The organism is Streptomyces sp. NPDC020958, assembly GCF_055562175.1.
Map to the genome: position 1 here is coordinate 442,543 of NZ_JBVHFU010000003.1, position 22,351 is coordinate 464,893.

Consider the following 22,351-nt stretch of genomic DNA (forward strand, 5'->3'; position numbering starts at 1 on the left):
AGCCCCGAGTGAGACGTTTCAACGGTGTTCGTGTCGCCGCGCTCGCGGCGGTCGTCCTCGGCACCTGCCTGACGGCCGCACCCGCCGCCCAGGCCCACGACCGGCGCCCGCCGCTCGGCCTGGACGACTGCACCGCCACCGCCTGTCACTTCGACGTCCCGACGGGCGACTACGACGTCACGGTCCGGCTCGGCGGCGAGACCGCGTCCAGCACCGACATCAGCGGGGAGACCCGGCGCTCACTGCTGCCGGAGACGGCGGTGGCGGCCGGCCGGCACGTCACCCGCACCTTCACCGTCAACGTCCGCACCCCCGAGGGCGAGCCGACGGGACCCGACGGAACCCCCGGGCTCGACCTGGTGATCGGCGGCTCCGCACCCGCACTCGCTGACATCCGGGTGACCCCCGCCCGGCACACCCGGCAGCTCTTCCTGGTCGGCGACTCCACCGTCTGCGACCAGCCCGCCGCCCCCTACACCGGCTGGGGCCAGCAGCTCCCGCGGTTCCTGCGCAGGGGCGTCGCGGTCGCCAACTACGCCGACTCCGGCGAAAGCACGGTGACCTACCTCCAGAACCCGCAACTCTGGGACACCGTCAAACCGTTGATCCGCCCCGGCGACCTGGTGCTGATCCAGCTGGCGCACAACGACAAGACGACCGACGAGCCGACCTACCGTGCCAACCTGGAGACCCTGGTGGCGGGCGCCCGGGAGAAGGGCGGCCGGCCGGTGCTCGTCACCCCGATCGTGCGCCGCTGGTTCAACGCCGACGGCACGCTGAACAACGACACGGCGCTTCTGGTCAACGGGCTCGGCGTCAATCATCCTGAGGTGATCCGCTCGGTCGCCGCCGCCGAGGACGTTCCGCTGATCGACCTCACCGCGGGGACCAAGACGCTGGTCGAGTCGCTCGGCGTGGAGGGCTCCAAGGCGCTGTACCTGTACAACGAGAAGAGGGACAACACACACACCTCCGCGTACGGTGCCACCGTCTACGCGGGCCTGGTGCGTGACCAACTCCTCGCCCAGCACCTGGTGCCGCGCGGCACCGTGCGGGTGGAATGAGCCCCTGGGGCGCCTCGACCGGAACCGGGACGCCCCAGGTCCGCACCGTACGAGGTCCCGAGCGAGCGAGAAAGAGCACCGATGCAGCTGCCCCCAGAGGACCGTGGCCCCAGCCCGCGCACCGGTTACACCCGGGCCCACTGGGAGGCGGCGGCCGACGCCCTGCTCGCCGCCGTGGAGCCGTACGCCACCGAGGACCGCGCCCTCTACCACCTCCCCGGCACCCGGCAGAGCTGGTCGGGCCGCCTCTCCGACGGTCTGGAGGGCTACGCCCGCACGCTGCTCCTCGCGGCCTTCCGCCGCGACGAGACCGCGCTCCAGCGGTACGCCGACGGACTCGCCGCCGGTGTGTCCGGGGTCTGGCCGCGCATCGAGGACCGCGGCCAGCCCCTGGTCGAGGCGGCCTCCGTCGCCCTCGCCCTGCGCCTGACCCGCCCACTGCTCTGGGACCGGCTCGACGATGCGGTACGGCAGCGCGCCGCGGCCTGGCTCACCGACGCGCTGACCGCCGAACCATGGCCCTGCAACTGGGAGTTGTTCCCGGTGACGGTCGGCGGCTTCCTCGCGGAGATCGGCCACGGGACCGCGGCCGCGCACCGGGCGATCGACCGCGGCCTGGCCCGCATCGAGGACTGGTACGTCGGCGACGGCTGGTACACCGACGGCGACGGCCGGAAGTTCGACTACTACAACGGCTGGGCCATGCACCTCTATCCGGTGCTGCACGCCTGGCTCGCCGACGACCCGGCACTCCTCGACCGCTACGGCGGCCGGCTGGAGCGCCACCTCGCTGACTACGCCCGGCTGTTCGGCGGCGACGGCGCCCCCATGCACCAGGGCCGCTCGCTCACCTACCGCTTCGCGACCACGGCCCCGCTGTGGCTGGGCGCCCTCACGGGCCGTACCCCCCTCACCCCCGGCGAGACCCGGCGCCTGGCCTCCGGAGCGCTGAAGTACTTCCTCGACCGCGGCGCGGTGGACGACCAGGACCTGCTGACCCTCGGCTGGCACGGCCCCGACCCCGCCGTCCTGCAGGGCTATTCGGGCCCGGCGTCCCCCTACTGGGCGAGCAAGGGCTTCCTCGGCCTGCTGCTGCCGCCGGAACACGACGTGTGGACGGCGACGGAAGAGCCCGGCCCGTCGGAACGCGCCGACGCCGCCACCCCGGTCACCCCCGCCAACTGGCTGCTCCAGTCCACGCGTACGGACGGGATCGTCCGCCTCCACAACCACGGCAGCGAGGACGTCCGTTACGACCCCTACTACACCCGGCTCGGCTACTCCACCGTGACCGAGCCGTCGCCCTCGTACGACAACAGCGTGATCGTCGGTGACGATCCGGGCCGGACGGAGATCGAGCCGCTCGGGGTGGGGGAGGACTGGGTGGCCTCCCGGCACACGGCCGGGTCCGGCGCCAGGGTCACCAGTGCCGTGCTCGTCCGCGGGGCCGTGGAGGTGCGGGCCTTCCTGGTGACGGGTGCCGAGCCCGGGACGTCCGTGCGGGTGACCGGGTGGGCCGCGGCGGACGGGCTGCGCTCCGAACTGCTGCCCGCCGTGGGGCTCGACGAGGCGCTGACGGGGGTCACGGGGGAGGGCGACACCTTGTTCGTGGCGCTGAGCCGGCTCACGGGTGCGGCGGATGCCGAGTCGCTGGGAGAGACGGTCGCGGTACGCGCGAACGGGGCTCGGGAGCTGACGGTCCTGTGGCGCCGGGGGCCCGGTCTGCGGGTCCGGTGGCAGGGCTCCGAGGTGGAGGTGCGGGCCGTCGCGGAGGTCTGAGCCGCCTCGGACATGAGGGGGATGCGCGAGGTGCCGTCAGGGTGGTGCGCCGTCCGCGTCCACGGCGACGCGGTTCACGCGCGCAGGATCCGCGTGATCCGCTCCGCGAACGCGCCGGGGTGTTCCAGTGCGCCCAGGTGGCCGCCGGGGAACTCGGCGAACGCACCACCGGTGTGCCGGGCGGTGTACTCCGCGGTCCTGTACAGGAGTTGGCCGCGGGAGTCGGCCCCCGCGGCAACGGTGAGGCCGGGCAGGCCGGCCTGCGGACGGTACAGGGTGAACGGGCGCAGGACGTGGTCGAGGAAGACGGTGAACGGGGTCACCTCACCGGAGTCGGGGCGGCCGCCATCGAGTTGGCCGATCAGCTCCGCCCGCAGCCCCTCCCCGTCCGGCAGCAGCGTGACGCACGGCGGCTCGTGGGCGATGACGTGCCGCAGCCGGGCGGGGTGGCGGGCCAGCAGGTCGAGGGCCGCGATGCCGCCGGCGCTGGTGCCGAGGACGTACGCCGACTCGCCCTCGGGCAGGACCTCGTCCAGGAGCCGGTGCGCGCCGTCGCTCCAGTCCGGCACGCGCTGGTCGGCGACGGGGATGCCCAGCCGGCCGTGGGCGAGGCCCAGCGGGTCGTGGGTGACGACGGTGAAGTGTGCCGCCAGCTGTTCGGTGAACGGGCCCAGGCCCATGGGGTGGCCCGCGCCGCCCGGCACGACCAGCAGGACGGGGCCGCTGCCGGTGACGTCGTAGTACAGGTCAGACATGGTGATCGGGGTCCTCTCGGGGCCAGTGCCCAAGGGCGACGTGGAGGGCGTCGATCGCCCGGTCCCAGGACGCGCGGACGTCCCGTGGGGCGTTGAACCCACCACTGGCCTCCAGGGCGCAGTAGCCGTGGAAGGTGGCGCGCAACAGGCGGACGGCGTCGGTGAGATCGGGTTCGGCCAGGCCGTAGCCGCGCAGCATGCCGTAGGTGATCTCCACGGTGCGGCGCATGGCGGGGGCGTCCGCGTCGACCAGGGTGGGGTCGACCCGGATCTGGGTGGCCGCGTAACGACCGGGGTGGGTGAGGGCGTAGGCCCGGTAGGCGTCGGCGTAGGCGGCCAGCGCGTCCTTCCCGGAGAGCCCGGCCACGGCCACGGCGATCCGGTCGATCATCTCGCCGCCCGCGAGGAGCGCGAGCCGGTGGCGCAGGTCCTTGAGGCTCCGGACGTGCGCGTACAGACTCGCGTCCTTCACGCCGAACCGGCGGGCCAGCGCGGACAGCGTGACCTGTTCGAACCCGACCTCGTCGGCCAGCTCGGCCGCGGCCGAGACCAGCAGGTCGGCCGTGATCCCGGCACGGGCCATACGACACCTCCCTAGGCTTCCTAGACTCGATCCTAGACCCCCTAGGTTTCGACTCCAAAGTGATTTCGGCGCACCGTACGATGCGTCATGTACCTGCCCTCACGGGCGGCATGGGGTGGCCGGGAGGCAGAAGGGGGGGAGCCGTGGCGTACCGGGCGCGGCGCGTGGCACCGGCGGTGCCTCGGCGCGCGGAGGACAGCAGGCCGTTGTGGCGGCAGCGGGACTTCGGGTTCTTCTGGCTCGCCCAGACGCTGTCCGTCCTCGGTGACTCCTTCAGTCTGATCGCGCTGCCCCTGCTCGTCCTCCAGGCGACCGGCTCGGTGGCCCGGATGGGCCTGCTGACGGGGGCCGGCGGCGTCGCGATGGTGCTGGCGGCGGTCTTCGCCGGGGTGGTCGTGGACCGGGTCGACCGCCGTAAGCTCCTCATCGCCTGCGACCTGGTCCGCATGGTCCTGTACGGCCTGGTGCCCGTCGTCTGGCTCGCGGGGCCGCAACTCTGGCTGCTGTACGTGGTCCTGCCCCTGTGCGAGGCCGTCGGCATGCTCTTCGCCGTCGGGTACGTCACCGTCGTACGCGGACTCGTCGGCACCGGCCGGCTGACCGAGGCCAACGGCCGGCTGAACGCCACCGCGGCCGCGGCCGGCGTCCTCGGGCCGCTCGGCGCGGGCCTGGTGGCCGCCTGGACGGGACCCGCCGACGCCGTGGCCGTGGACGCGGCCAGTTACGCGGTCTCGGCGGGCTGCCTGCTGCTCGTACGGGTCCGGGAGCGCGCCGGGGACGAGCACCCGGCCAAGGACACGGGCCTCTGGCGCGACCTGCGCACCGGGATCGCGTACCTGGTCCGCCGGCCCGTGCTGCGCTCGCTCACCGGTCTCCTCGCCGTCTTCAGCTTCCTCAGCCTCGGCATCAACGACCTGATCATCTACCACCTGAAGCACGACCTCGGCCACGACGACGGCACGGTCGGCACGGTGCTGGCGGTCGGCGCCGCCGGCACCGTCGCCGGGGCCCTGCTGGTCGCCCGGCTCCGGCGGCGGCTGGGGTTCGGACCGACCTGGATCGGCTCGACCGCGCTGTGCGGAGTGGCCTTCGCCGGGCTCGGCTGGGTCCGCCCGGTACCCGCCGTGGCCGTTCTCGGCGCCGTCTACCTGGGTTGCGCGGGCATGGCGGGCACCTGCTCCATGTCCCTGCGCCAGGAGATCACCCCCGAACATCTCCTGGGCCGGGTCACCTCCGCCCACTGGACCCTGCAGTACTCGCTCGCCCCGATCGGCGCGGCCGTCCTCACCTGGGCGGCCGAACAGTACGGCACCGGCCCGGTGGCCGCCGTCGCCGGAGCGTGCTGCGCCCTCGTCGGCGCCGCCGGCCTGTGCACCCCGATCCGCAGCGCGGGGCGCACCTGACACCGCGGAGCGGTCAGCCGTTGACCCCCGTGTAGTGGTCCAGCGCCCACCGCCACAGCCCCCGGGAGGCCAGGTAGAACAGCAGGCCGACGAGGGGCGAGCCCGCCGCCAGCCAGTAGGGGACGACGGTCGAGTGGCCGTGGCCGGTGAGGACCGCGACCGGCAGGTAGGCGACGAAAGCGAGCGGGAGGCCGTAGGTGAGCAGCCCGCCGACCGCCCGGGGCAGCACGTTCAGCGGGTAGCTGCCGAAGGTGCCGAGGAGTTCCTCCAGCCAGCGGCTCCAGTAGTCGGCGGCCGGGTAGCGCAGGGAGGCGCAGGCCACCACCGTGAACAGGGCCGCCTCCAGCAGCATCCCGCCCAGGACCGCCGCGACCAGGTACGAGACCCGGCCCGCCGTCCAGTCGAGGTGGCTGCGCCCGAGCGCGCCCACCATCAGACCGGCTGCCACCGTCAGGTCACCGATCGCGTTGGTGGGGAAGTACTCCAGCTGCACCTGCCGGTGCACGGGCAGCGGGCGCAGCAGGTAGGCGTCGATCCGGCCTTCCTGGATGTACCGGCCCACCCCGTGCACCCTGCCGAGGAACAGCACGAACAGGCCGTGGGCCAGCATCCGCGTCGCCGGGATGAGCAGGACGTCCGAGCTGTCCCAGCCGCCCATCCCGGTGAACCGGGTGAGCAGCACGGTCGCGAACACGATCACCGACACCTGCCAGACCGCGCCGATCGCGATCATCATCAGGAACTCGGTGCGGTACTCCAGCTGCGCGCGGAAGTTGAGGCGCATGATGCGCCAGGCGATCCGGACGGCGTTCAACGGCCTCAGCCTCCCTGGGAGATGACACGGCGGGCGGCCCGCCGCCACACGAAACGGGTGAAGAGGTGCAGCGCCACGACCCAGCCGGCCTGGACGCCGAGCTGGAAACCGGCGTCCGACAGCGGGATCCGGCCCACGTACAGCGACAGCGGCACGCTCAGGGTCGCCTGGAAGGGCAGGAAGGAGCTGAGGACGACGAACCAGTGCGGGAAGAACCACAGCGGCGCGTACACCCCGGACAGCAGGTTCTGCGCGAAGACCAGGATCAGCATCGCCGCGGTGTTGCGCAGCGTCCAGAAGCAGAACTGGTCGATGAGGAGCATGACGTGGTAGAGGACCAGCTGGCCGAGCAGCAGGCTGAGCGCGAACACCGCCGCCACCGCGGCCGACCGCGGCGGATCCACCACCCCGGCCGCCAGACAGACCGCGTATCCCGCCGACGCCCAGGCCAGCCCGTACAGCTGCTCGCCGACCGCGCGCAGCGCGTGGTAGCGCTGGGGCGGCAGCGGACGCAGGTACCAGTAGACGATGGTGCCGAAGTGCATGTGCTGCATCACGGAGTCCCGGCCCGCGTACTGGTCCAGCTCCCGCAGCCGGGAGGCGAGCACGGCCAGCACCGCGTAGGTGACGGCCTGACCGCGGTCCAGCCCCGCGGTCGTACCGGACTGGGCGTACAGGCCCCGCCACAGCGACGCGACCAGCACCACCTGCACGGTCAGCCGGAGCAGGACCCCGGTCATCCGGGGCGGGGTGTACAGCTCGCCGAGCGGGGTGACCCGGGCGGCGCGCCAGGCGTACAGGAGGGCCATCTCAGACCTCGGCCTTCGCCTGCGCGTAGGCCGCCCGCATGACGTCCTCCAGGTCCGCCTCGTCCACCGCGACGCCCGTCACCTCGTACCGCTCGATGACCAGCTTCAGCGCCTCGTGGACCGTGGGCGCGGCCGGACCGTCCGGGCCGAACACCGCCTGCGGGCCCTCCCGGCGCACCAGGGCGACGCCGGGCAGCGGGCCGACCGGGGTGTGCGCGTCGGCGAGCGTGGCCCGCACCTGCCAGGTCGAGCCGAACCGGCGGCGCATCTCGTCCAGCGAGTCGTCGAGGACCAGCCGGCCGTGGTTGACCAGCACCACCCGTTCGGCGAGCCGCTCCACCTCGGTCATGTCGTGGGTGGTGAGCAGCACGGTACGGCCGCGTTCGGCCACCTGGTACCGCAGGAACTCGCGGACCTGTTCCTTCACCACCACGTCCATGCCGATGGTCGGTTCGTCCAGGAAGACGACCGGCGGGTCGTGGAGCAGGGCGGCGGCCAGGTCGCAGCGCACCCGCTGGCCGAGCGACAGGTGCCGCACCCGGGTGTCCCAGAACGCGGAGAGTTCCAGCAGGTCGTCGAACTCCCGCAGGCGGGACTCGTGTTCGGCCTTGGGGACCTCGTAGATGTCCCGCAGGATCGCGAACGACTCCCGCACCGGCAGGTCCCACCACAGCTGGGTGCGCTGCCCGAACACCGCACCGATGTTACGGGCGTTGCGTTCCCGCTCCCGGTACGGCACCACACCGGCGACGCGGGCCTCGCCGGAGGTCGGCGTGAGGATGCCGGTGAGCATCTTGATGGTGGTCGACTTGCCGGCGCCGTTCGGGCCGAGCAGGGCGAGGAGTTCGCCCGCGGCGACGTCGAAGGAGATGTCCTGGACGGCGTGCTTCTCGACGCGTTCGGGGTTGACCAGGGACCGCAGGGCACCCGTGAAGCCCGGGCGCCTGACAGTGGTGTGGAAGGTGCGGGACAGACCGCGGACCTCGATGTTTCCGGCCACGCCGGGGGCCTCCCTCGTTCCGTACACGACGTACGGCCGGCCGGTTTGAGGCCGACCGGCCGCGGATACGTCCCGACGTTCGCAGAGCGCCGAGGGGCCCGGCAATGGATTAATCGACGGGCGATTTGGACTGGTCGATCATCACCGGAGGCCACGGTGATCAGCGGGGGAACGCCGATCGATCAGCGGGAGAACGCCACGTCGATCAGCGGGAAGCCGCCGGTGCCCGGCCCGTGCGCCCACCGCCGCGCAGCCGCACCGGTCGCAGCGCGCCCTCCAGGGCGAAGGTGGCCGCGCCCAGGCACACCGGGTCGCTCGGGATGGGGGAGAGGACGATCTCGGTCGCGGCGAACGGCCGCCCGAGAGCGTGCCGGCGCACCGCCTCGCGCACCTCGTGGAGCAGCGGTTCGCCGAGCCGGCGGGCCACCCAGCTGCTGAGCACGACCAGTTCCGGGTTGAGCAGGTTGACCAGGTTGGCGACCCCGGCGCCGATGTAGCGGGCGGTGTCCCGGACCACCTGGACGGCGACCGGGTCGCCGTCGGCCACGCCCCTGGCCAGCGCGTCGACGGTGGCGGTCTGGTCGTCGGGGTGCAGCAGCGGGCTGTGCGGGCTCGCCTCGCGCAGGTTCAGCATGATCCCGGGGGCGCCGACGTAGGTCTCCACGCATCCCTGGTTGCCGCAGTGGCAGGGCCGTCCGTCGAGCACGAGCGTCGTGTGACCCCACTCGCCGGCGCTGTTGCTCACCCCCCGGTGCAGGCCGCCGCCGAGGGCGAGCCCGGCGCCGACCCCGGTGCCGAGGTTCACCACCACGGTGTCCCCGCGTCCGCGGGCCGCCCCGAACCACTGCTCGGCCACCGCGCAGGCGCGCAGCGGGTTGTCCAGGTGGAGGGGGTAGGCGATGTGTTCGGCGAGCAGGTCGAGCAACGGGACGTCGTGCCAGTCCCAGTTGGGCGCGTACTCGGCGATGCCGGTGTCCCGGTCCACCTGGCCGGGGACGCTCACCCCGACACCGAGCACCCGCGCGCCCTCGACCCCGGCCTGGGCCACCACCGAGCCGACGGCGGCGGCGACCTGGGCCACCACCTGCTCGGGCTGGTTCTCGCCGGGCCGCATGTCCTCGTCCGCGCGGGCCAGCACGGTCAACGCGAGGTCGAACAGCTCGACGTGGACGTAGGTCTCGGCGATGTCGACGCCGATCAGCGCGCCCCCCGAGGCGTTGACCGCCACGAGTCCGCGGGGGCGGCCGCCCGCGGAGTCCTCGAAGCCGACCTCCGTGATCATCCGCAGGTCGAGCAGCTCCCCGACGAGCGTGGCGACCGTGGCCAGGCTCAGCCCGGTGACGGACGCCAGCTCCTGCCGTGAGGTGGGAGATTCGGCGATGATGTGCCGGAGCACCTCATAGCGGTTGGCGGTGCGGATGTCCCGTGATGTGTGCTTCACGCGACGCAACGCTATGACGTGGGAAGCGCTTTCGACAAGCCATTACGTTAAGGGTTGGATTAAGTCGGGCGGTTGGTCTCGGCGGTCAGTCCCGCAGCACCTCCGCCACGAACGGGTTCGTGAACTTCCCGTCGGGGTCCAGGTCCCGGGCCAGGGCGCGGAAGTCCGCGAGCCGCGGGTAGCGGCCGCGCAGCGCCTCGCCGGACATCGCGTACACCTTGCCCCAGTGCGGGCGCGGATCGAACGGTTCCAGCGCCTCCTCCAGCCGTCGCACCACCGGCAGCACGGCCGCCGGGTCGTCCACCCAGGTGAAGTGCAGGGCGACCGAGTCCCGGCCGTGGGCGGGGCTGAGCCACTGCGGATCGGCGGCGACCGTCCGCACCTCGCAGGTCTGCAGCACGGCGGAGACCGGCCGGCGGACGCCGTCGACCGCCTGCAGCGCGGCCACCGCCGCCGGCCTCGGCAGCAGGTACTCCGACTGGAGCTCGTCCCCGCTGCTCGGCGTGAACTCGGCCCGGAAGTGCGGAAGCCGCTCGTGCCAGGGTCCCGGCACCCCGAACTGCTCGGTGCAGTTGCCGCCCGGCATGCCCGGCACGGGGTGCATCGCCACCTTCGCGGGCACGCCCCAGCCGAACTCCACGGCCGCCTCGTCGGTGCGCCGCTTCACCCACGCCTGCCGGAACCCCCGGTCCCGCCAGTCGGTGAACAGGCTCACGCTGTACGCGGCCCCGGTCACGGCCGCGAAGTCCATTCCCTCCATCGGCAGTTCGACGTAGACGGACTGCTCGACCTCGTACGCCGGCTCCAGGTCCAGGGTGAGCGCGGTGACGACCCCGAGCGCGCCCAGCGAGGTCACCGCGCCGTCGAAACGGGCGTCCCCGCGCGCGATCGTCACCGTCGAACCGTCGGCGAGGATCAGCTCCACCTCGCGTACCGGCGCCGCGAGCGGCCCGTTGGCCACGCCCGAGCCGTGGGTGCCGGTGGCGACCGAACCGGCCACCGAGATGTGCGGCAGCGAAGCCATGTTGGGCAGCGCGAGGCCCTGCGCGTGCACCGCGCGGGCCAGTTCGGCGTACCGTACGCCGCCCGCCACCCGCACCGTACGGGCCGCCGTGTCCACCTCGACCCGCGGCGGCAGCCCGGCGATCGACACCAGCACGCCCTCCGGCCCCGGATCGGCGATGCGGTTGAAGGAGTGCCCGCTGCCCAGCACCCGCACCCGCGCACTGCCCGCCACCAGGGACCGCAGCGCGTCCGCCGAGTTCGGGCGGTGGAACTCCTTCGCCGTGTACGTGATGTTGCGTGCCCAGTTGGTGACCGTCTGCGCCGGATCCGTCATCTCTGCCGTCCCATCCCTGTCCCCCTGCGGGGGAATACCTGTCCGTTGACCCTCTCATTCGCCGGTACCTACGGTAGAGACCGGTTGCTATCCGTGCGTCAGCGAGCCGGAAGGTCACTTCCTTGCCCGAGCGTCCCCAGGCGTTGTTCGCCATGACGGCCCAGAACGTGCCGCACGTCTTCCCGCCGGAGGTGCTCGCGCGGCTGCGTGAGTACGTAGAAATCGATCCCACTCTGGTGGTGCAGGACTTCACCGACTCCCGGGTCCGGGAGGCGCTCGCCCGCACCGAGGTGCTCGTCACCGGCTGGGGCTGCCCGGTCCTGGACACGGCGGTCCTGGACGCGGCACCCGAGCTGCGCGCCGTGCTGCACGCGGCCGGCTCGGTCAAGGGCTTCACCACGCCCGAGGTCTGGCGGCGCGGCATCCTCGTCTCCTCGGCCGCCGCCGCCAACGCACTGCCCGTCGCCGAGTACACCCTCGCGATGATCCTGCTCTCCGGAAAGGACGTGTTCGCCTTCCGCGACCTGCTGCGCGACCGCCGCTCCCACCCCTACGGCGACATCGTCCCCGGCATCGGCAACTTCCACCGCCGGGTGGGCGTCGTCGGCGCCTCCCGCATCGGCCGCCGCCTCATCGAACTCCTGCGCCCCCACGACCTGCTCGTCAGCCTCGCCGACCCCTACGTCGACCAGGCCGAGGCGGCCCGGCTCGGTGTCCCCCTGCTGCCGCTGGACGAGTTGCTGCGCACCTCGGACATCGTCACCGTGCACGCCCCGGAGACCCCCGAGACCCGGCACCTGTTCGGCGCCCGCGAACTCGCCCTGATGCCGGACGGGGCGGTGCTGATCAACACCGCGCGCGGCTCGCTGGTCGACCACGACGCCCTGCTGGGGGAACTGCGCACCGGCCGGCTGCGCGCCGTCCTCGACGTGACCGACCCCGAGCCGCTGCCCGCCGACTCCCCGCTCTTCGACCTGCCCAACGCCTTCCTCACCCCGCACCTCGCGGGTTCCCAGGGCAACGAGCTGGCGCGGCTCGGCAGCACCGTCGTGGACGAGGCGAGGCGCCTGTTCACCGGTGCCGCGCTGCGGTACGCGATCGACCACTCGGACCTGGAGCGGGCCGCGTGACGACCGTCTCGTAGGGTGACGCGGACGACGTGACGGAGGGGAGCCGTGCGGGGGGAAAGAGGACGCGGCCGGCACCGAGCGGGGACGCCTCGACGGTCCGGGACGTGGCCGCGCAGGCCGGTGTCTGCGCGTCGACCGTGTCCCGGGTCCTCGGCGGCACCTGTCCGGCGGTCACCGCCACCCGCGCCAAGGTCCTGGAGGCGGTGGGCGAGCCGGACCACGTGGTCAACGCACACGCCCGGGCGCCGGTCCACGTGCCCCGGGAGGAACTGGGCCGTGCCACGGTCCGGCTCGCCCTGCACCGCGACGGACCGGAGGACCGGGCCCGGGCCCGGTTGCTCCTCCCCGTGACAGACGCCTCACCACTCCCGAAAAGCCCGATACCGGGACACATCGCCCGCCGTGGGGGACCCGGCACGGCCGGCGGCCGGGCGGGGGCATACCGTGAGGAGTCGAACGCCTGAGCCGGGAGGAGACACGGGATGGGCAGCCGTACCGCGCTGGTCGAGGATCTGATGGAGAGGTTCCCGCACGTACCACGGGAAGCCGTCTTCAAGGAGGACCTGCTCCGGGGCGGAGTCGCCTTCGACCCGTCCGCGCTGAGCGACAACGAGAGCGGCGAGGTCAAGCCGAAGTCGTACTTCATCTTCTCCTTCGACCACGGCACCCTGCCCGAACTGGGCGAGGCCGCGCTGCGCCGCCCCCCGGAGGAGATCATCCTCACCGGCGGCCCCTACGACCTGCGGCGGACCGTGGTCTCGGTGCGCGTGAACCCCACCTCGCCGTACCGGGTCGCGGCCGACGACGAGGGGATGCTCGGCCTCTACCTGGACGGGAAGCGGATCGCGGACGTCGGGGTGCCGCCGATGCCCGAGTACTACCGGCACAAGCTCTCCAACGGGAAGTCCGTGATGGAGGTCGCCCCGACCATCCAGTGGGGCTACCTGATCTACCTGACCGTCTTCCGGGTCTGCCAGTACTTCGGCGCCAAGGAGGAGTGCCAGTACTGCGACATCAACCACAACTGGCGCCAGCACAAGGCCGCCGGACGGCCGTACACCGGGGTCAAGGACGTCGAGGAGGTCCTGGAGGCCCTGGAGATCATCGACCGGTACGACACCGCGAAGGCGTCCACCGCCTACACGCTGACCGGCGGCGCGATCACCAAGACGGTCTCCGGGCGGGACGAGGCCGACTTCTACGGTCACTACGCCAAGGCCATCGAGGAGCGCTTCCCGGGCCGCTGGATCGGCAAGGTCGTCGCGCAGGCGCTGCCGCGGGACGACGTGCAACGGTTCAAGGACTACGGGGTGCAGATCTACCACCCCAACTACGAGGTGTGGGACGAGTACCTGTTCAAGATGTACTGCCCCGGCAAGGAGCGGTACGTCGGCCGGGACGAGTGGCACCGGCGGATCCTGGACTCGGCGGAGATCTTCGGCGCGCGCAACGTGATCCCCAACTTCGTCGCGGGCGTGGAGATGGCCGAACCGTTCGGCTTCAAGACGGTCGACGAGGCGATCGCCTCCACCACCGAGGGCCTGCGCTTCTTCATGTCGCAGGGCATCACGCCCCGCTTCACCACCTGGTGCCCGGAGCCCACCACCCCGCTCGGCAAGGCCAACCCGCAGGGCGCCCCGCTGGAATACCACATCCGGCTGCTCCAGGCCTACCGCCAGACCATGGAGGACTTCGGCCTCTCCTCGCCCCCCGGCTACGGCCCGCCCGGCCCCGGCCGCGCCGTCTTCTCGGTCAGCTCCTTCATGGACAGCCTGCCCGCGCAGGAACCGGCGCAGGAACCGACACAGGAAGCGGCGGAGGTCTGATCCGGGGCCGACGGCAGAAGATTCGCGAGAACGGTGAGTCGAACGGCGGTCGCCGTCCGTACAAGAGGACGGAGTTGTGGGCCACGGCACCGAGTACCGCACAGAGGACGGCACTGAGCAGGGCGGGTTGACGCAACACCGGTGACCGGTGGTATGGGTGACGGCGGGAAATCGTCGCGCGACCACCGGTAGCCGGGTTTGAATATGCCGCTTGTCAGTTGTGCAGGAGACGTGAAAAGCTCGGGTCCTGCCGCGAGGTTCCCCCCAACTCCATCGCCCCTATGGTGAGTTGACCTCGCATTGGATGCAGGAGACCCATGCCTGACCTGCCGACCCCTCAGGACGCCGCCGAGGCAGCGCTGTTCTCCGAATGCTGGGACGCGGTGCTCTCCTACGCCGACCTGTGCACGTCCGGCTCTCTGACGGCCAATCAACTGGCCACCGAGGCCTTCACGCTCGGTATGCGCGAGGTCCGCGAGGCGGACTTCGCGCCCCAGCGCGGCAGCGGACGGCGCGCCGCCCGGCTGCCGATGATCCCGCTGCTGCTCACCGCCGTGCGCAACACGGCCGCCGGCTGGGAGGCGCAGGGGCTCGGCCACAAGCTCGACCCGGACCTCCGGCTCTGGCTGAACTCGGAGAAGGCCACGCGCTACACGGGGCCGCCGTTGCAGCGGCCCATCGCGCTGCGCGGCCTCCGGGACATGCAGGACGCGGACGCGTCGCTGCTGTGGCTGGCCGAGGTGGAGGCGCTGCCGCTGTCCTCCGTGGCCCGCCGGCTCGGTCTCGACCCGGCCGCCGCCGCCCAGGAACTGGAGCAGGTGCGCGCACTGTTCCGGGACCGCTGCCACCGCGCCCACCTCGACTCGCCGATGGACGCCGAGTGCCGCAGCTACGCCCGGCTCCTCGACGCGGTCACCCGGTCCTCCGAGGCCGACACGCCCGACGACCTCTCCCGGCACCTCGCCACCTGCGTGCAGTGCGCCGAGGCCGCCGCCTGTCTGCGGCTGCACGGTGGCGGACTGCCCGCGGCGCTCGCCGGCGGGGTCATAGGCTGGGGCGGCCTCGCCTACCTGGAGCGCCGCCGCCGCGCCTCCGAGGTGCGGCTCGGCGTGGGCCGCCCGGTCCCCGCGGACAACGACGGCGGCGACCCCAAGGAGGGCACCGGCCGGAGCAAGGTGCTGCGCCACGGACTGCTCGGCGCCGCGGTGCTGATCTCGCTGGTCGCGCTCGGCGTGTCGATGATGCCGATGGGTGGCGGCTCCGGTGACGACACGACGGCCGCCTCGCACGACGACCGGCAGCCCGTCGCCGACCCCGGCTCAGTACTGCCCTCCACCGCGGACCCGTCCCCCACGCACACCGCCTCGGGCGCCCCCTCCGCCTCCGTCTCCGCCGGCAAGCAGGACCACGAGAACCCCGATCCGGAGCCGCAGGGCACGGCCTCGGCCACCGCGAGCACCGCGCCCAGTCACCGGGCCACCGGATCCGCGGACCCCAGCGCCTCCGCGTCGGCCACCTGCCGGGCCTCCTACGACCTGGTCAACCAGTGGAACGACGGCTTCCAGTCCACCGTGACCGTCACCACCACCCAGGCCCTGGCCGGCTGGCGGGTCGAATGGTCCTTCCGGGACGGCCAGAAGGTCACCCAGATGTGGGACGCCACGGTCAGCCAGAGCGGCGCCCGGGTCGCCGCCGACGCCGCCGACTACAACCAGTCCGTCTCCGCGAACGGCAGCCTCTCCTTCGGCTTCCTCGGCACCTGGAGCGGCAAGAACTCCGCACCGTACGCATTCACGCTGAACGGCGAGTCCTGCTCGCTGAGCTGAGCCGGACCGGGCGGACCCTCAGGGCCCGCCCGGTCGCCGACGGGGCCTCGCCGACGGGCGTCGCTGACTGCGCGTCAGAGCTTGACGGGAGCTCCTTTCAGCACTGCGACTTGTAGAAGTACTTGCTGACCGACGGGTCGTTCATGTTGGCCTTCGTGATCGCCACCATGTCGGTGCCGACCGACTTGCTCACCGACTTGCCCTCGAAGGCGTCGGCGAGCTGGTCCACCGCCTGCCTCCCGATCGCCGCCGGGTCCTGCGCCACCAGCACCTGGAGGGTGCCCGCCTTCAACGCGGCGACCTCGTCCGGTTCCGCGTCGAACGCGGCCACCTTCACCGCGCCCTGCTTGCCGGCCTGCTTCAGCCCGGTGGCGATGCCGGTACCGGTGTTGGTGTTGCCCGCGAACGCGCCGCCCAGGTCCGGATGGGCGGCCAGCGTCGACTGGATCTGGGAGGCGGCGGTGGCCGGCAGGTCGTTGTCGTAGAGCGTGGGCAGCACCTTGATGTCCGGGTACTTGCCCATCTCCTCGGTGAAGCCCTTGATCCGCGCGTCGGTCGTCGACACACCGGGCTTGACGCTGATGACGATGACCGAGCCCTTCTCGTTCATCAGCTTCGCCAGCGCGTCGGCGGCCACCCGGCCGCCCTTCTCGTTGTCCGACGATATCCGGGTGAGGCCCACGGAACCGTCGGTCACCGTCGTGTCCACCAGCGCCACCTTGGTACCGGCCGACTGGATCTGCTTGAGCGAAGGCGTCAGCGCGCTGGTGTCGACCGGCGAGATCAACAGCCCGTCCGGGCGCGCCGCCGCCACCGAGTCGAGCAGCGGGCGCTGCACCGACACGTCCCACTGCGCGGAACCGTCGGCTGTGAAGTCCATCCCCTCCGCCTTGGCCTCCTGCTGCGCGGCACAGGTCATGGTGATGTAGAACGGGTCGCTCTTCACCCCGGTGATCAGCCGCACCTTCTTCCCCTTGGCGCCGCCCGAACTCCCCGAGCCGCCCCCGTCGTTCGACGAACCGCACGCCGAGGCCGCGCCCAGGGCCAGCACCGTGCCCACCGCGACCAGCAACCCGCGCCTGCTGCGAATGCTCTCCATCACAGACCTCTCCTTGTCACTCGTCATGCGCGTTCCCGGGTCTTCCTGCGCAACTGGTCGACGTAGACGGCCACGACCAGCACCACGCCCACCGCGACGTCCTGCCAGTACTGCTGGACGCCGATCACGATCAGCCCGGTGGTCAGCACCGCCGGGATGAACACGCCGATCACCGTGCCCAGCACCGAACCCCGGCCGCCGAACAGGCTGGTACCGCCGAGCACCACCGCGGTGATCACCTTCAGGTTGTCGGTGGAGTGCCCGGCGATCGACGTCGTGCCGTACGAGGCGAGCCACATCACCGCGCCGAGCCCGGCCAGCAGCCCCATGAGGCCGTACACCTTGACCAGGTGCCGGCCCACGGGTATGCCCGCCCGCCGCACGGCGGTCGGGTTCGAGCCGATCGCGAGGGTGTGCTCGCCGAACCGCGTGCCGGCCAGCACCGCGCCGAACAGCGCCGTCACCACCGCGGCCAGGACCACCATCCAGGGGATGCCGAGCACCTTCCCGAAACCGAGGCTGTTCTGCAGGTGCGTGGAGGCCGCCCCGGCGGGATCCTGGCCGCCGGTGGCGAGTTCGGCGATCCCCAGCGCCGCGCCCAGCCCGCCCAGCGTCACGATCAGCGGCGGCACCTTGCCGCTCGCCACCACCGCGCCCTGCAGCGCGCCCCACGCCGTGCCCACCGCGAGCGCGATGACGGCACAGACCGCGACCGTGCCCCAGCCGGAGTTCGGACCGCCGTGGTGGAGGTTGTACTCACCCGCGGCCACCGCGGCCAGCACCAGTACCGAGCCGATCGACAGGTCGATGCCCGCCGTGATGATCACGAACGTCATGCCGACCCCGAGCACCAGGTAGATGGCCGCGTTCACGGCGATCTGGGTGATGTCGTACGTGGTGAAGAACTTGCCCGGCGCGGCGACGGTGAAGAACGCCACCAGGGCCACCAGGATCACGAAGGTCCACAGTTCGTTGAGGGTCGCGGCCCGCCGGAGCCAGTCCGGCACGCCCGGACGGCCGTTGCCGGCCGCCGCCTTCCGAGTCTCCGCGCTCATCGCACGCCCTCCGCTTCGTTGCCCCCGTTCGGGCCGTCCAGCGACCCGGTCATCGCCCCGACGAGCTCCTCGATCGTGGTGTCGGCGGCGGTGTACGACGCGACGCGCCGACCCAGCCGCAGCACCTCCACCCGGTCCGCCACCGACAGCACCTCGGGCATGTTGTGGCTGATCAGCACGACACAGATGCCCCGGTCGGCGACTCTGCGCACGGTCTGAAGGACCCGGCCGCGCTGGACGACGCCCAGGGCGGCGGTCGGCTCGTCCATGAAGATGACCTTGTGGGCGAAGGCGACCGCGCGGGCCACCGCGACGGACTGCCGCTGGCCGCCGGACAACGTTGTCACCGGAGCGGTCACATCCTTCAGTTCGACGCCGAGTTCGGCGAAGGCGCGTACCGCCTCCCGGCGCATCGCGGGCCGGTCGAGCACGCCGATGCGGCCCAGCAGCCCGCCGCGCACGATCTCCCGGCCGAGGTAGAGGTTGGCCGCCGCGTCGAGATCGGGGGCGAGCGACAGGTCCTGGTACACCGTCTCGACACCGTGCCGCTGGGCGTCCATCGGCCCGGAGAACCGCACGGGCGCGCCGTCCAGGCGGACCTCGCCCGCGTCGGGGGCGAGCACGCCCGACAGGACGTTCACCAGTGTGGACTTGCCGGCGCCGTTGTCACCGATCAGGGCGACGACCTCGCCGGGGTATGCCGTGAAATCGGCGCCCGAGAGCGCCTGGACGTGGCCGAAACGCTTGACCACGCCATGTGCTGTGAGCAGTGGTTCCCTTGCAGAGGCCATGTTGTGCCTTCTGGTTGGTATCGTTAACAGCTTGGCTGATTCTTGGGGCGCCCGCAGCGGGGTGTCAAGGGTGGTGCACACGGCGGACGTTCACGCCATTGATCCCGCAAATGCCTTTATTTGTACGGCTGTTGATACGCCGTCGGGTTGGTAACGTTAACGAGTCGACGCTCAAACGTGACGCAGCGGGAGGACGTGGCGTGGCAGCGACCCGGCCGACCATGAAGGACGTCGCCGCGGAAGCGGGCGTCAGCGCGATGACGGTCTCCCGGGTCGTCAACGGCGATGCGGCCGTCGCCCCGCGGACCGCCGCCCGGGTGGAAGCCGCGGTCCGCAAGCTCGGCTACCAACGCGACGACGTGGCACGCCAGTTGCGTCGCACCCGCGAACTGAGCCAGACCATAGGACTGTTGGTCGACGACGTCGCCGATCCCTTCATGGCGGCGGTCGCCTCCGCCGCCGAGGACGTCGCCCGGCAGCGCGGCAGCGTCATGCTCATCGGCTCCAGCAGGGCCGACCTGCGCCGCGAACGCGAGGTGATCGCCGCGTTCACCGCCCGGCGGGTCGACGGGCTGATCCTCACCCCGGCGGCGGGCAGCCACCGCTTCCTGCGCCCCGCCCAGATCCAGGGCACGAAGATCGTCTGCGTGGACCGGGCGGCACCCGGCCTGGACGTGGACGCCGTGGTGGTCGACAACTTCGGTGCGGTCCGGGAGGCCGTGGGGTCCCTGGTGGCACACGGCCACCGCAGGATCGGGTACGTCGGCGACACACCGGAGATCTGGACGTTCGGCGAACGCCGGCGGGGCTACGTCGCGGCGTTGGCGGCGGCGGGGATCGCGGCGGACCCGGCGCTGGTCAGGGAGGGGGTGCGGTCGGGTCCCGAGGCGGCGCGGGCGGTCACCGGGATGCTGGCGCTGCCCGACCCGCCGACGGCTCTGCTGGCCGGCAACGAACTCCTCGCCTTCGGCGCCCTCACCGTGCTCCCGCCCGGACTGGCCTTCGTCTCCTTCGACGACTTCGCGCTCGCCGCCCGGCTGACCCCTCCGGTCACGGTGATCGCCCAGGACCCCGTCGCCCTCGCCACCAGCGCGGCACACCTCCTGTTCGCCCGCATCCACGGCGACGTCTCCCCCTCACGCACGGTGGTGATGCCGACCCGGCTGATCCGCCGGGGCTCGGGGGAGATCCCGGGCCCGTTCGCGGGGTAGGGGGTCGGCCGGAGCCCGGAGCCCGGAGCCCGGAGCCCGGCGCCGGGACCCGGAAGCCCGGTGGCTGTGAGGTCCGATTGTTCGGCGGGGTGGAGATCTCACGAGCCTGGCGTGGGGGAGAGCTGGTGGTTCGGCGGTCGGACCGGGGCCCGGTGGCTGTGGGGGCTGGTGGTTCGGCGGCCGGACCCGGAGGCCCGGTGGAACCGGGCCCCGGTCAGTCGCCGCGGGTGGAGGTGCCTCGGGTGCGGGAGGCGGCGCCCCTCGTGCGGGCCGCGGCGTCTGCCGTGCGGGAGGCGGAGCCCGTCGTGCCGCGGGAGGGGGAGCGCGTCGTGCCGCCGGCCGTGGAGCCCGTCGTGCTGCCGGTGGCTGCGGTCCTCGCCTGGGCGGTGGTGCCCGTCGTACGGGTGGCGGTCCCCTTCGTGCCTCCTCGCGGCTGGGAGGCGGAGCCGGTCGCCCGGGTGGACGTGCCTCGGGACTGACCGCTGGAGCCGGTTGTCCGCGTGGCGGTGGACCTTTTCCTGCCGGTGCCGCCCGCCGTCTGTTCGGAGGCGCCCCTCCCCTGGTCGCCAGTGCTCACCCGCCGGGTGCTCGTGCCCGTGGCGCGGGTGGCGGCGTCCGGCGCCGCGGATCCGCGGCCGCCTCGGCGGCGGCCGGCGCGTCTGCCGCGGCCGTCGGCGGCCTTCCCGGCCGGGCGGGACGGTGCCGGTTCCGTCGCCTGGGGCACCTCGATGGTGACGGGCACGCCGGAGGGCTCGCGGGCGCCGGTGATACCGGCCAGCTCCGCGTCGCTCGACGTGACGTGGGCCGTCCGGGGGCGGATGCCCGCGTCCGACATCAGCCGGGTGACGTCCCGTCGCTGCTCGGGCAGGACCAGGGTGACCACGCTGCCGGAGTCACCGGCGCGGGCCGTGCGGCCGCCCCGGTGGAGGTAGTCCTTGTGGTCGGTGGGCGGATCCACGTTCACCACGAGGTCGAGGTCGTCGACGTGTATGCCCCGAGCCGCGACGTTCGTCGCCACCAGCGCGGTGACCTGGCCGTTCTTGAACTGCTCCAGGGTGCGGGTGCGCTGCGGCTGGGAGCGCCCCCCGTGCAGCGCCGCCGCCCGGACGCCGACGGCCAGCAGCCGCTTGGCGAGCCGGTCGGCGGACCGCTTGGTGTCGAGGAAGAGGATGACCCGGCCGTCACGGGCCGCGATCCGCGTGGTGACCGCCTTCTTGTCGGTCTCGTCCTGGAGGTGGAGCACATGATGCTCCATGGTGGTCACGGCTCCCGCCGACGGATCCACGGAGTGCACCACGGGGTCGGTCAGGAACCGCTGCACCAGACGGTCGATGTTGCGGTCCAGGGTGGCGGAGAAGAGCATGCGCTGGCCGTCGGGCCGTACCAGCTCGATCAGCTTGGTGATCTGCGGCAGGAAGCCCATGTCGGTCATCTGGTCGGCCTCGTCCAGCACCGTGACGCGCACCTGGTCGAGTACGCAGTCACCGCGCTCCACGAGGTCGTTGAGCCGGCCGGGGGTCGCGACGAGCACCTCCGCGCCGCGGCGGAGCGTACCGGCCTGCTTGGTGAGGGAGAGGCCGCCGACCACCGTGGCCAGTCGCAGGTTCACCGCTGTCGCGTAGGGGGTCAGCGCGTCCGTCACCTGCTGGGCGAGTTCCCGGGTGGGCACCAGCACCAGCGCGAGGGGCGCCCTGGGCTCCGCGCGCAGACCGGCCGTACGGGCCAGGACCGCCAGGCCGAACGCGAGGGTCTTGCCGGAGCCGGTGCGCCCCCGCCCGAGCAGGTCGCGGCCCGCCAGCGAGTTGGGCAGGGTGGCGGCCTGGATGGGGAAGGGAGCGGTGACGCCCTGCGCGGTGAGGGTCTTCAGCAGCCCTGCGGGCATGTCCAGAGCCGCGAAGTCCTCCACGGCGGGAAGCGGGGGTGTGGTGTTCTGCGGCAGCCGGAACTCCGTCGACGACGACACGGACGGTCGGGGTGACGGGGCGCGCCGGTTCGACTTCTGGGGCCTGCGGGACATGCGGTGGTCTGCCTTCCTGGAAACAGCACAAACCGGGGTCCGCACCATGACGGTGCGGACCCCGGTGAGCGGATACGCGTCCGGTGATCAGGCGGGGACGATGTTCTCCGCCTGCGGGCCCTTCTGGCCCTGCGTGACGTCGAAGGTGACCCGCTGGCCCTCGAGGAGCTCACGGAAGCCCTGGGTCGCGATGTTCGAGTAGTGGGCGAAGACGTCGGGGCCGCCGCCGTCCTGCTCGATGAAGCCGAAGCCCTTTTCAGAGTTGAACCACTTCACGGTTCCCTGTGCCATGACATTCTCCTTCTGTAGGCAGAGGCCCCATCCGGAGATGCCGGAAAACAAACAATGCGCCTGATGGATGAACATTCCCGTCAGGCGCACCAAGTTCATGGGTACCACAACTGCAACT

At 72.2% G+C, this 22,351-nt stretch carries 20 protein-coding genes; 8 read left to right on the top strand and 12 right to left on the bottom strand.

Translation table 11 applies throughout. The annotated features are described in order from the left end of the window. The first annotated feature begins 8 nt into the window (after positions 1-8). Both ACZ3KP_RS12225 and ACZ3KP_RS12230 read left to right on the top strand, forming a co-directional pair. Complete coding sequence (locus tag ACZ3KP_RS12225; protein ID WP_467498698.1) at positions 9-1,064, top strand: rhamnogalacturonan acetylesterase; 1,056 nt, start codon at positions 9-11, stop codon at positions 1,062-1,064. Between the two features lie 81 nt (positions 1,065-1,145). Beyond that, positions 1,146-2,843 (top strand): DUF2264 domain-containing protein, encoded by a 1,698-nt coding sequence (locus tag ACZ3KP_RS12230; protein ID WP_467498700.1) that lies wholly within the window; start codon positions 1,146-1,148, stop codon positions 2,841-2,843. 74 nt (positions 2,844-2,917) lie between these two features. Here ACZ3KP_RS12230 and ACZ3KP_RS12235 read toward each other — a convergent pair whose 3' ends face one another. Together ACZ3KP_RS12235 and ACZ3KP_RS12240 are read right to left on the bottom strand one after the other, a co-directional pair. Further along, positions 2,918-3,598 (bottom strand): alpha/beta fold hydrolase, encoded by a 681-nt coding sequence (locus tag ACZ3KP_RS12235; protein ID WP_467498702.1) that lies wholly within the window; start codon positions 3,596-3,598, stop codon positions 2,918-2,920. Beyond that, a complete protein-coding gene (locus ACZ3KP_RS12240; protein ID WP_467498704.1) occupies positions 3,591-4,181 on the bottom strand; it encodes a TetR/AcrR family transcriptional regulator in 591 nt (196 codons plus the stop codon). The genes ACZ3KP_RS12235 and ACZ3KP_RS12240 overlap by 8 nt, the downstream gene beginning before the upstream one ends. A gap of 143 nt (positions 4,182-4,324) precedes the next feature. On the opposite strand from ACZ3KP_RS12240, the gene ACZ3KP_RS12245 reads away from it, so the two are divergent. Beyond that, a complete protein-coding gene (locus ACZ3KP_RS12245) occupies positions 4,325-5,584 on the top strand; it encodes an MFS transporter (RefSeq protein WP_467498706.1) in 1,260 nt (419 codons plus the stop codon). A 13-nt stretch (positions 5,585-5,597) separates the two neighbouring features. Here ACZ3KP_RS12245 and ACZ3KP_RS12250 read toward each other — a convergent pair whose 3' ends face one another. The 5 genes from ACZ3KP_RS12250 to ACZ3KP_RS12270 form a co-directional block, all read right to left on the bottom strand. Beyond that, on the bottom strand, positions 5,598-6,398 hold the full coding sequence (locus tag ACZ3KP_RS12250) for an ABC transporter permease (protein WP_467498708.1): 801 nt from the start codon (positions 6,396-6,398) through the stop codon (positions 5,598-5,600). A gap of 5 nt (positions 6,399-6,403) precedes the next feature. Further along, positions 6,404-7,207, bottom strand: a complete 804-nt coding sequence (locus tag ACZ3KP_RS12255) for an ABC transporter permease (protein ID WP_467498710.1) — start codon at positions 7,205-7,207, stop codon at positions 6,404-6,406. Position 7,208: 1 nt separating this feature from the next. Then, entirely contained in the window at positions 7,209-8,207 is a 999-nt protein-coding gene (locus tag ACZ3KP_RS12260; RefSeq protein WP_467498712.1) for an ABC transporter ATP-binding protein, read from the bottom strand. Positions 8,208-8,412: 205 nt separating this feature from the next. Beyond that, the gene (locus ACZ3KP_RS12265) at positions 8,413-9,648 is read right to left on the bottom strand and encodes an ROK family transcriptional regulator (RefSeq protein ID WP_467498714.1); all 1,236 of its coding nucleotides are present in this window, start codon (positions 9,646-9,648) and stop codon (positions 8,413-8,415) included. An 85-nt stretch (positions 9,649-9,733) separates the two neighbouring features. After that, entirely contained in the window at positions 9,734-10,987 is a 1,254-nt protein-coding gene (locus ACZ3KP_RS12270) for an FAD-binding protein (protein ID WP_467498716.1), read from the bottom strand. 122 nt (positions 10,988-11,109) lie between these two features. Here ACZ3KP_RS12270 and ACZ3KP_RS12275 point away from each other — a divergent pair, with 122 nt between their 5' ends. The 4 genes from ACZ3KP_RS12275 (at position 11,110) to ACZ3KP_RS12290 (ending at position 15,769) form a co-directional block, all read left to right on the top strand. After that, positions 11,110-12,117 carry a hydroxyacid dehydrogenase gene (locus ACZ3KP_RS12275; RefSeq protein ID WP_467498718.1) on the top strand — a complete coding sequence of 336 codons (1,008 nt, stop codon included), beginning with the start codon at positions 11,110-11,112 and terminating at the stop codon, positions 12,115-12,117. Between the two features lie 104 nt (positions 12,118-12,221). Continuing rightward, positions 12,222-12,581 carry a LacI family DNA-binding transcriptional regulator gene (locus ACZ3KP_RS12280; protein ID WP_467498720.1) on the top strand — a complete coding sequence of 120 codons (360 nt, stop codon included), beginning with the start codon at positions 12,222-12,224 and terminating at the stop codon, positions 12,579-12,581. An 18-nt stretch (positions 12,582-12,599) separates the two neighbouring features. Beyond that, positions 12,600-13,943: a radical SAM protein gene (locus tag ACZ3KP_RS12285; protein WP_467498722.1), complete on the top strand. Its 1,344-nt coding sequence runs from the start codon at positions 12,600-12,602 to the stop codon at positions 13,941-13,943. A 317-nt stretch (positions 13,944-14,260) separates the two neighbouring features. Then, positions 14,261-15,769: a cellulose-binding domain-containing protein gene (locus ACZ3KP_RS12290; RefSeq protein WP_467498725.1), complete on the top strand. Its 1,509-nt coding sequence runs from the start codon at positions 14,261-14,263 to the stop codon at positions 15,767-15,769. Between the two features lie 97 nt (positions 15,770-15,866). Here ACZ3KP_RS12290 and ACZ3KP_RS12295 read toward each other — a convergent pair whose 3' ends face one another. From ACZ3KP_RS12295 to ACZ3KP_RS12305, 3 genes are read right to left on the bottom strand one after another with little or no spacing between them, the layout of a single operon-like run. Beyond that, positions 15,867-16,868: an ABC transporter substrate-binding protein gene (locus ACZ3KP_RS12295; RefSeq protein ID WP_467498727.1), complete on the bottom strand. Its 1,002-nt coding sequence runs from the start codon at positions 16,866-16,868 to the stop codon at positions 15,867-15,869. 23 nt (positions 16,869-16,891) lie between these two features. Next, entirely contained in the window at positions 16,892-17,923 is a 1,032-nt protein-coding gene (locus tag ACZ3KP_RS12300; protein ID WP_467498729.1) for an ABC transporter permease, read from the bottom strand. Beyond that, positions 17,920-18,714 carry an ATP-binding cassette domain-containing protein gene (locus tag ACZ3KP_RS12305; RefSeq protein ID WP_358976350.1) on the bottom strand — a complete coding sequence of 265 codons (795 nt, stop codon included), beginning with the start codon at positions 18,712-18,714 and terminating at the stop codon, positions 17,920-17,922. Before ACZ3KP_RS12305 ends, ACZ3KP_RS12300 begins: the two co-directional genes overlap by 4 nt. A 200-nt stretch (positions 18,715-18,914) precedes the next feature. On the opposite strand from ACZ3KP_RS12305, the gene ACZ3KP_RS12310 reads away from it, so the two are divergent. Continuing rightward, positions 18,915-19,925 (top strand): LacI family DNA-binding transcriptional regulator, encoded by a 1,011-nt coding sequence (locus ACZ3KP_RS12310; RefSeq protein ID WP_467498731.1) that lies wholly within the window; start codon positions 18,915-18,917, stop codon positions 19,923-19,925. 214 nt (positions 19,926-20,139) lie between these two features. Here the strand turns inward: ACZ3KP_RS12310 and ACZ3KP_RS12315 are convergent, their stop codons facing one another. Continuing rightward, on the bottom strand, positions 20,140-21,942 hold the full coding sequence (locus tag ACZ3KP_RS12315) for a DEAD/DEAH box helicase (RefSeq protein WP_467498733.1): 1,803 nt from the start codon (positions 21,940-21,942) through the stop codon (positions 20,140-20,142). Between the two features lie 87 nt (positions 21,943-22,029). After that, complete coding sequence (locus ACZ3KP_RS12320; RefSeq protein ID WP_132890026.1) at positions 22,030-22,233, bottom strand: cold-shock protein; 204 nt, start codon at positions 22,231-22,233, stop codon at positions 22,030-22,032. Positions 22,234-22,351 lie beyond the last annotated feature (118 nt).

Coding starts and splice junctions, on each gene's coding strand:
- ACZ3KP_RS12295 (WP_467498727.1), bottom strand. CDS start 16,868: ATGGAGAGCATTCGCAGCAGGCGCGGGTTGCTGGTCGCGGTGGGCACG.
- ACZ3KP_RS12315 (WP_467498733.1), bottom strand. CDS start 21,942: ATGTCCCGCAGGCCCCAGAAGTCGAACCGGCGCGCCCCGTCACCCCGA.
- ACZ3KP_RS12300 (WP_467498729.1), bottom strand. CDS start 17,923: ATGAGCGCGGAGACTCGGAAGGCGGCGGCCGGCAACGGCCGTCCGGGC.
- ACZ3KP_RS12320 (WP_132890026.1), bottom strand. CDS start 22,233: ATGGCACAGGGAACCGTGAAGTGGTTCAACTCTGAAAAGGGCTTCGGC.
- ACZ3KP_RS12235 (WP_467498702.1), bottom strand. CDS start 3,598: ATGTCTGACCTGTACTACGACGTCACCGGCAGCGGCCCCGTCCTGCTG.
- ACZ3KP_RS12230 (WP_467498700.1), top strand. CDS start 1,146: ATGCAGCTGCCCCCAGAGGACCGTGGCCCCAGCCCGCGCACCGGTTAC.
- ACZ3KP_RS12285 (WP_467498722.1), top strand. CDS start 12,600: ATGGGCAGCCGTACCGCGCTGGTCGAGGATCTGATGGAGAGGTTCCCG.
- ACZ3KP_RS12270 (WP_467498716.1), bottom strand. CDS start 10,987: ATGACGGATCCGGCGCAGACGGTCACCAACTGGGCACGCAACATCACG.
- ACZ3KP_RS12240 (WP_467498704.1), bottom strand. CDS start 4,181: ATGGCCCGTGCCGGGATCACGGCCGACCTGCTGGTCTCGGCCGCGGCC.
- ACZ3KP_RS12305 (WP_358976350.1), bottom strand. CDS start 18,714: ATGGCCTCTGCAAGGGAACCACTGCTCACAGCACATGGCGTGGTCAAG.
- ACZ3KP_RS12290 (WP_467498725.1), top strand. CDS start 14,261: ATGCCTGACCTGCCGACCCCTCAGGACGCCGCCGAGGCAGCGCTGTTC.
- ACZ3KP_RS12255 (WP_467498710.1), bottom strand. CDS start 7,207: ATGGCCCTCCTGTACGCCTGGCGCGCCGCCCGGGTCACCCCGCTCGGC.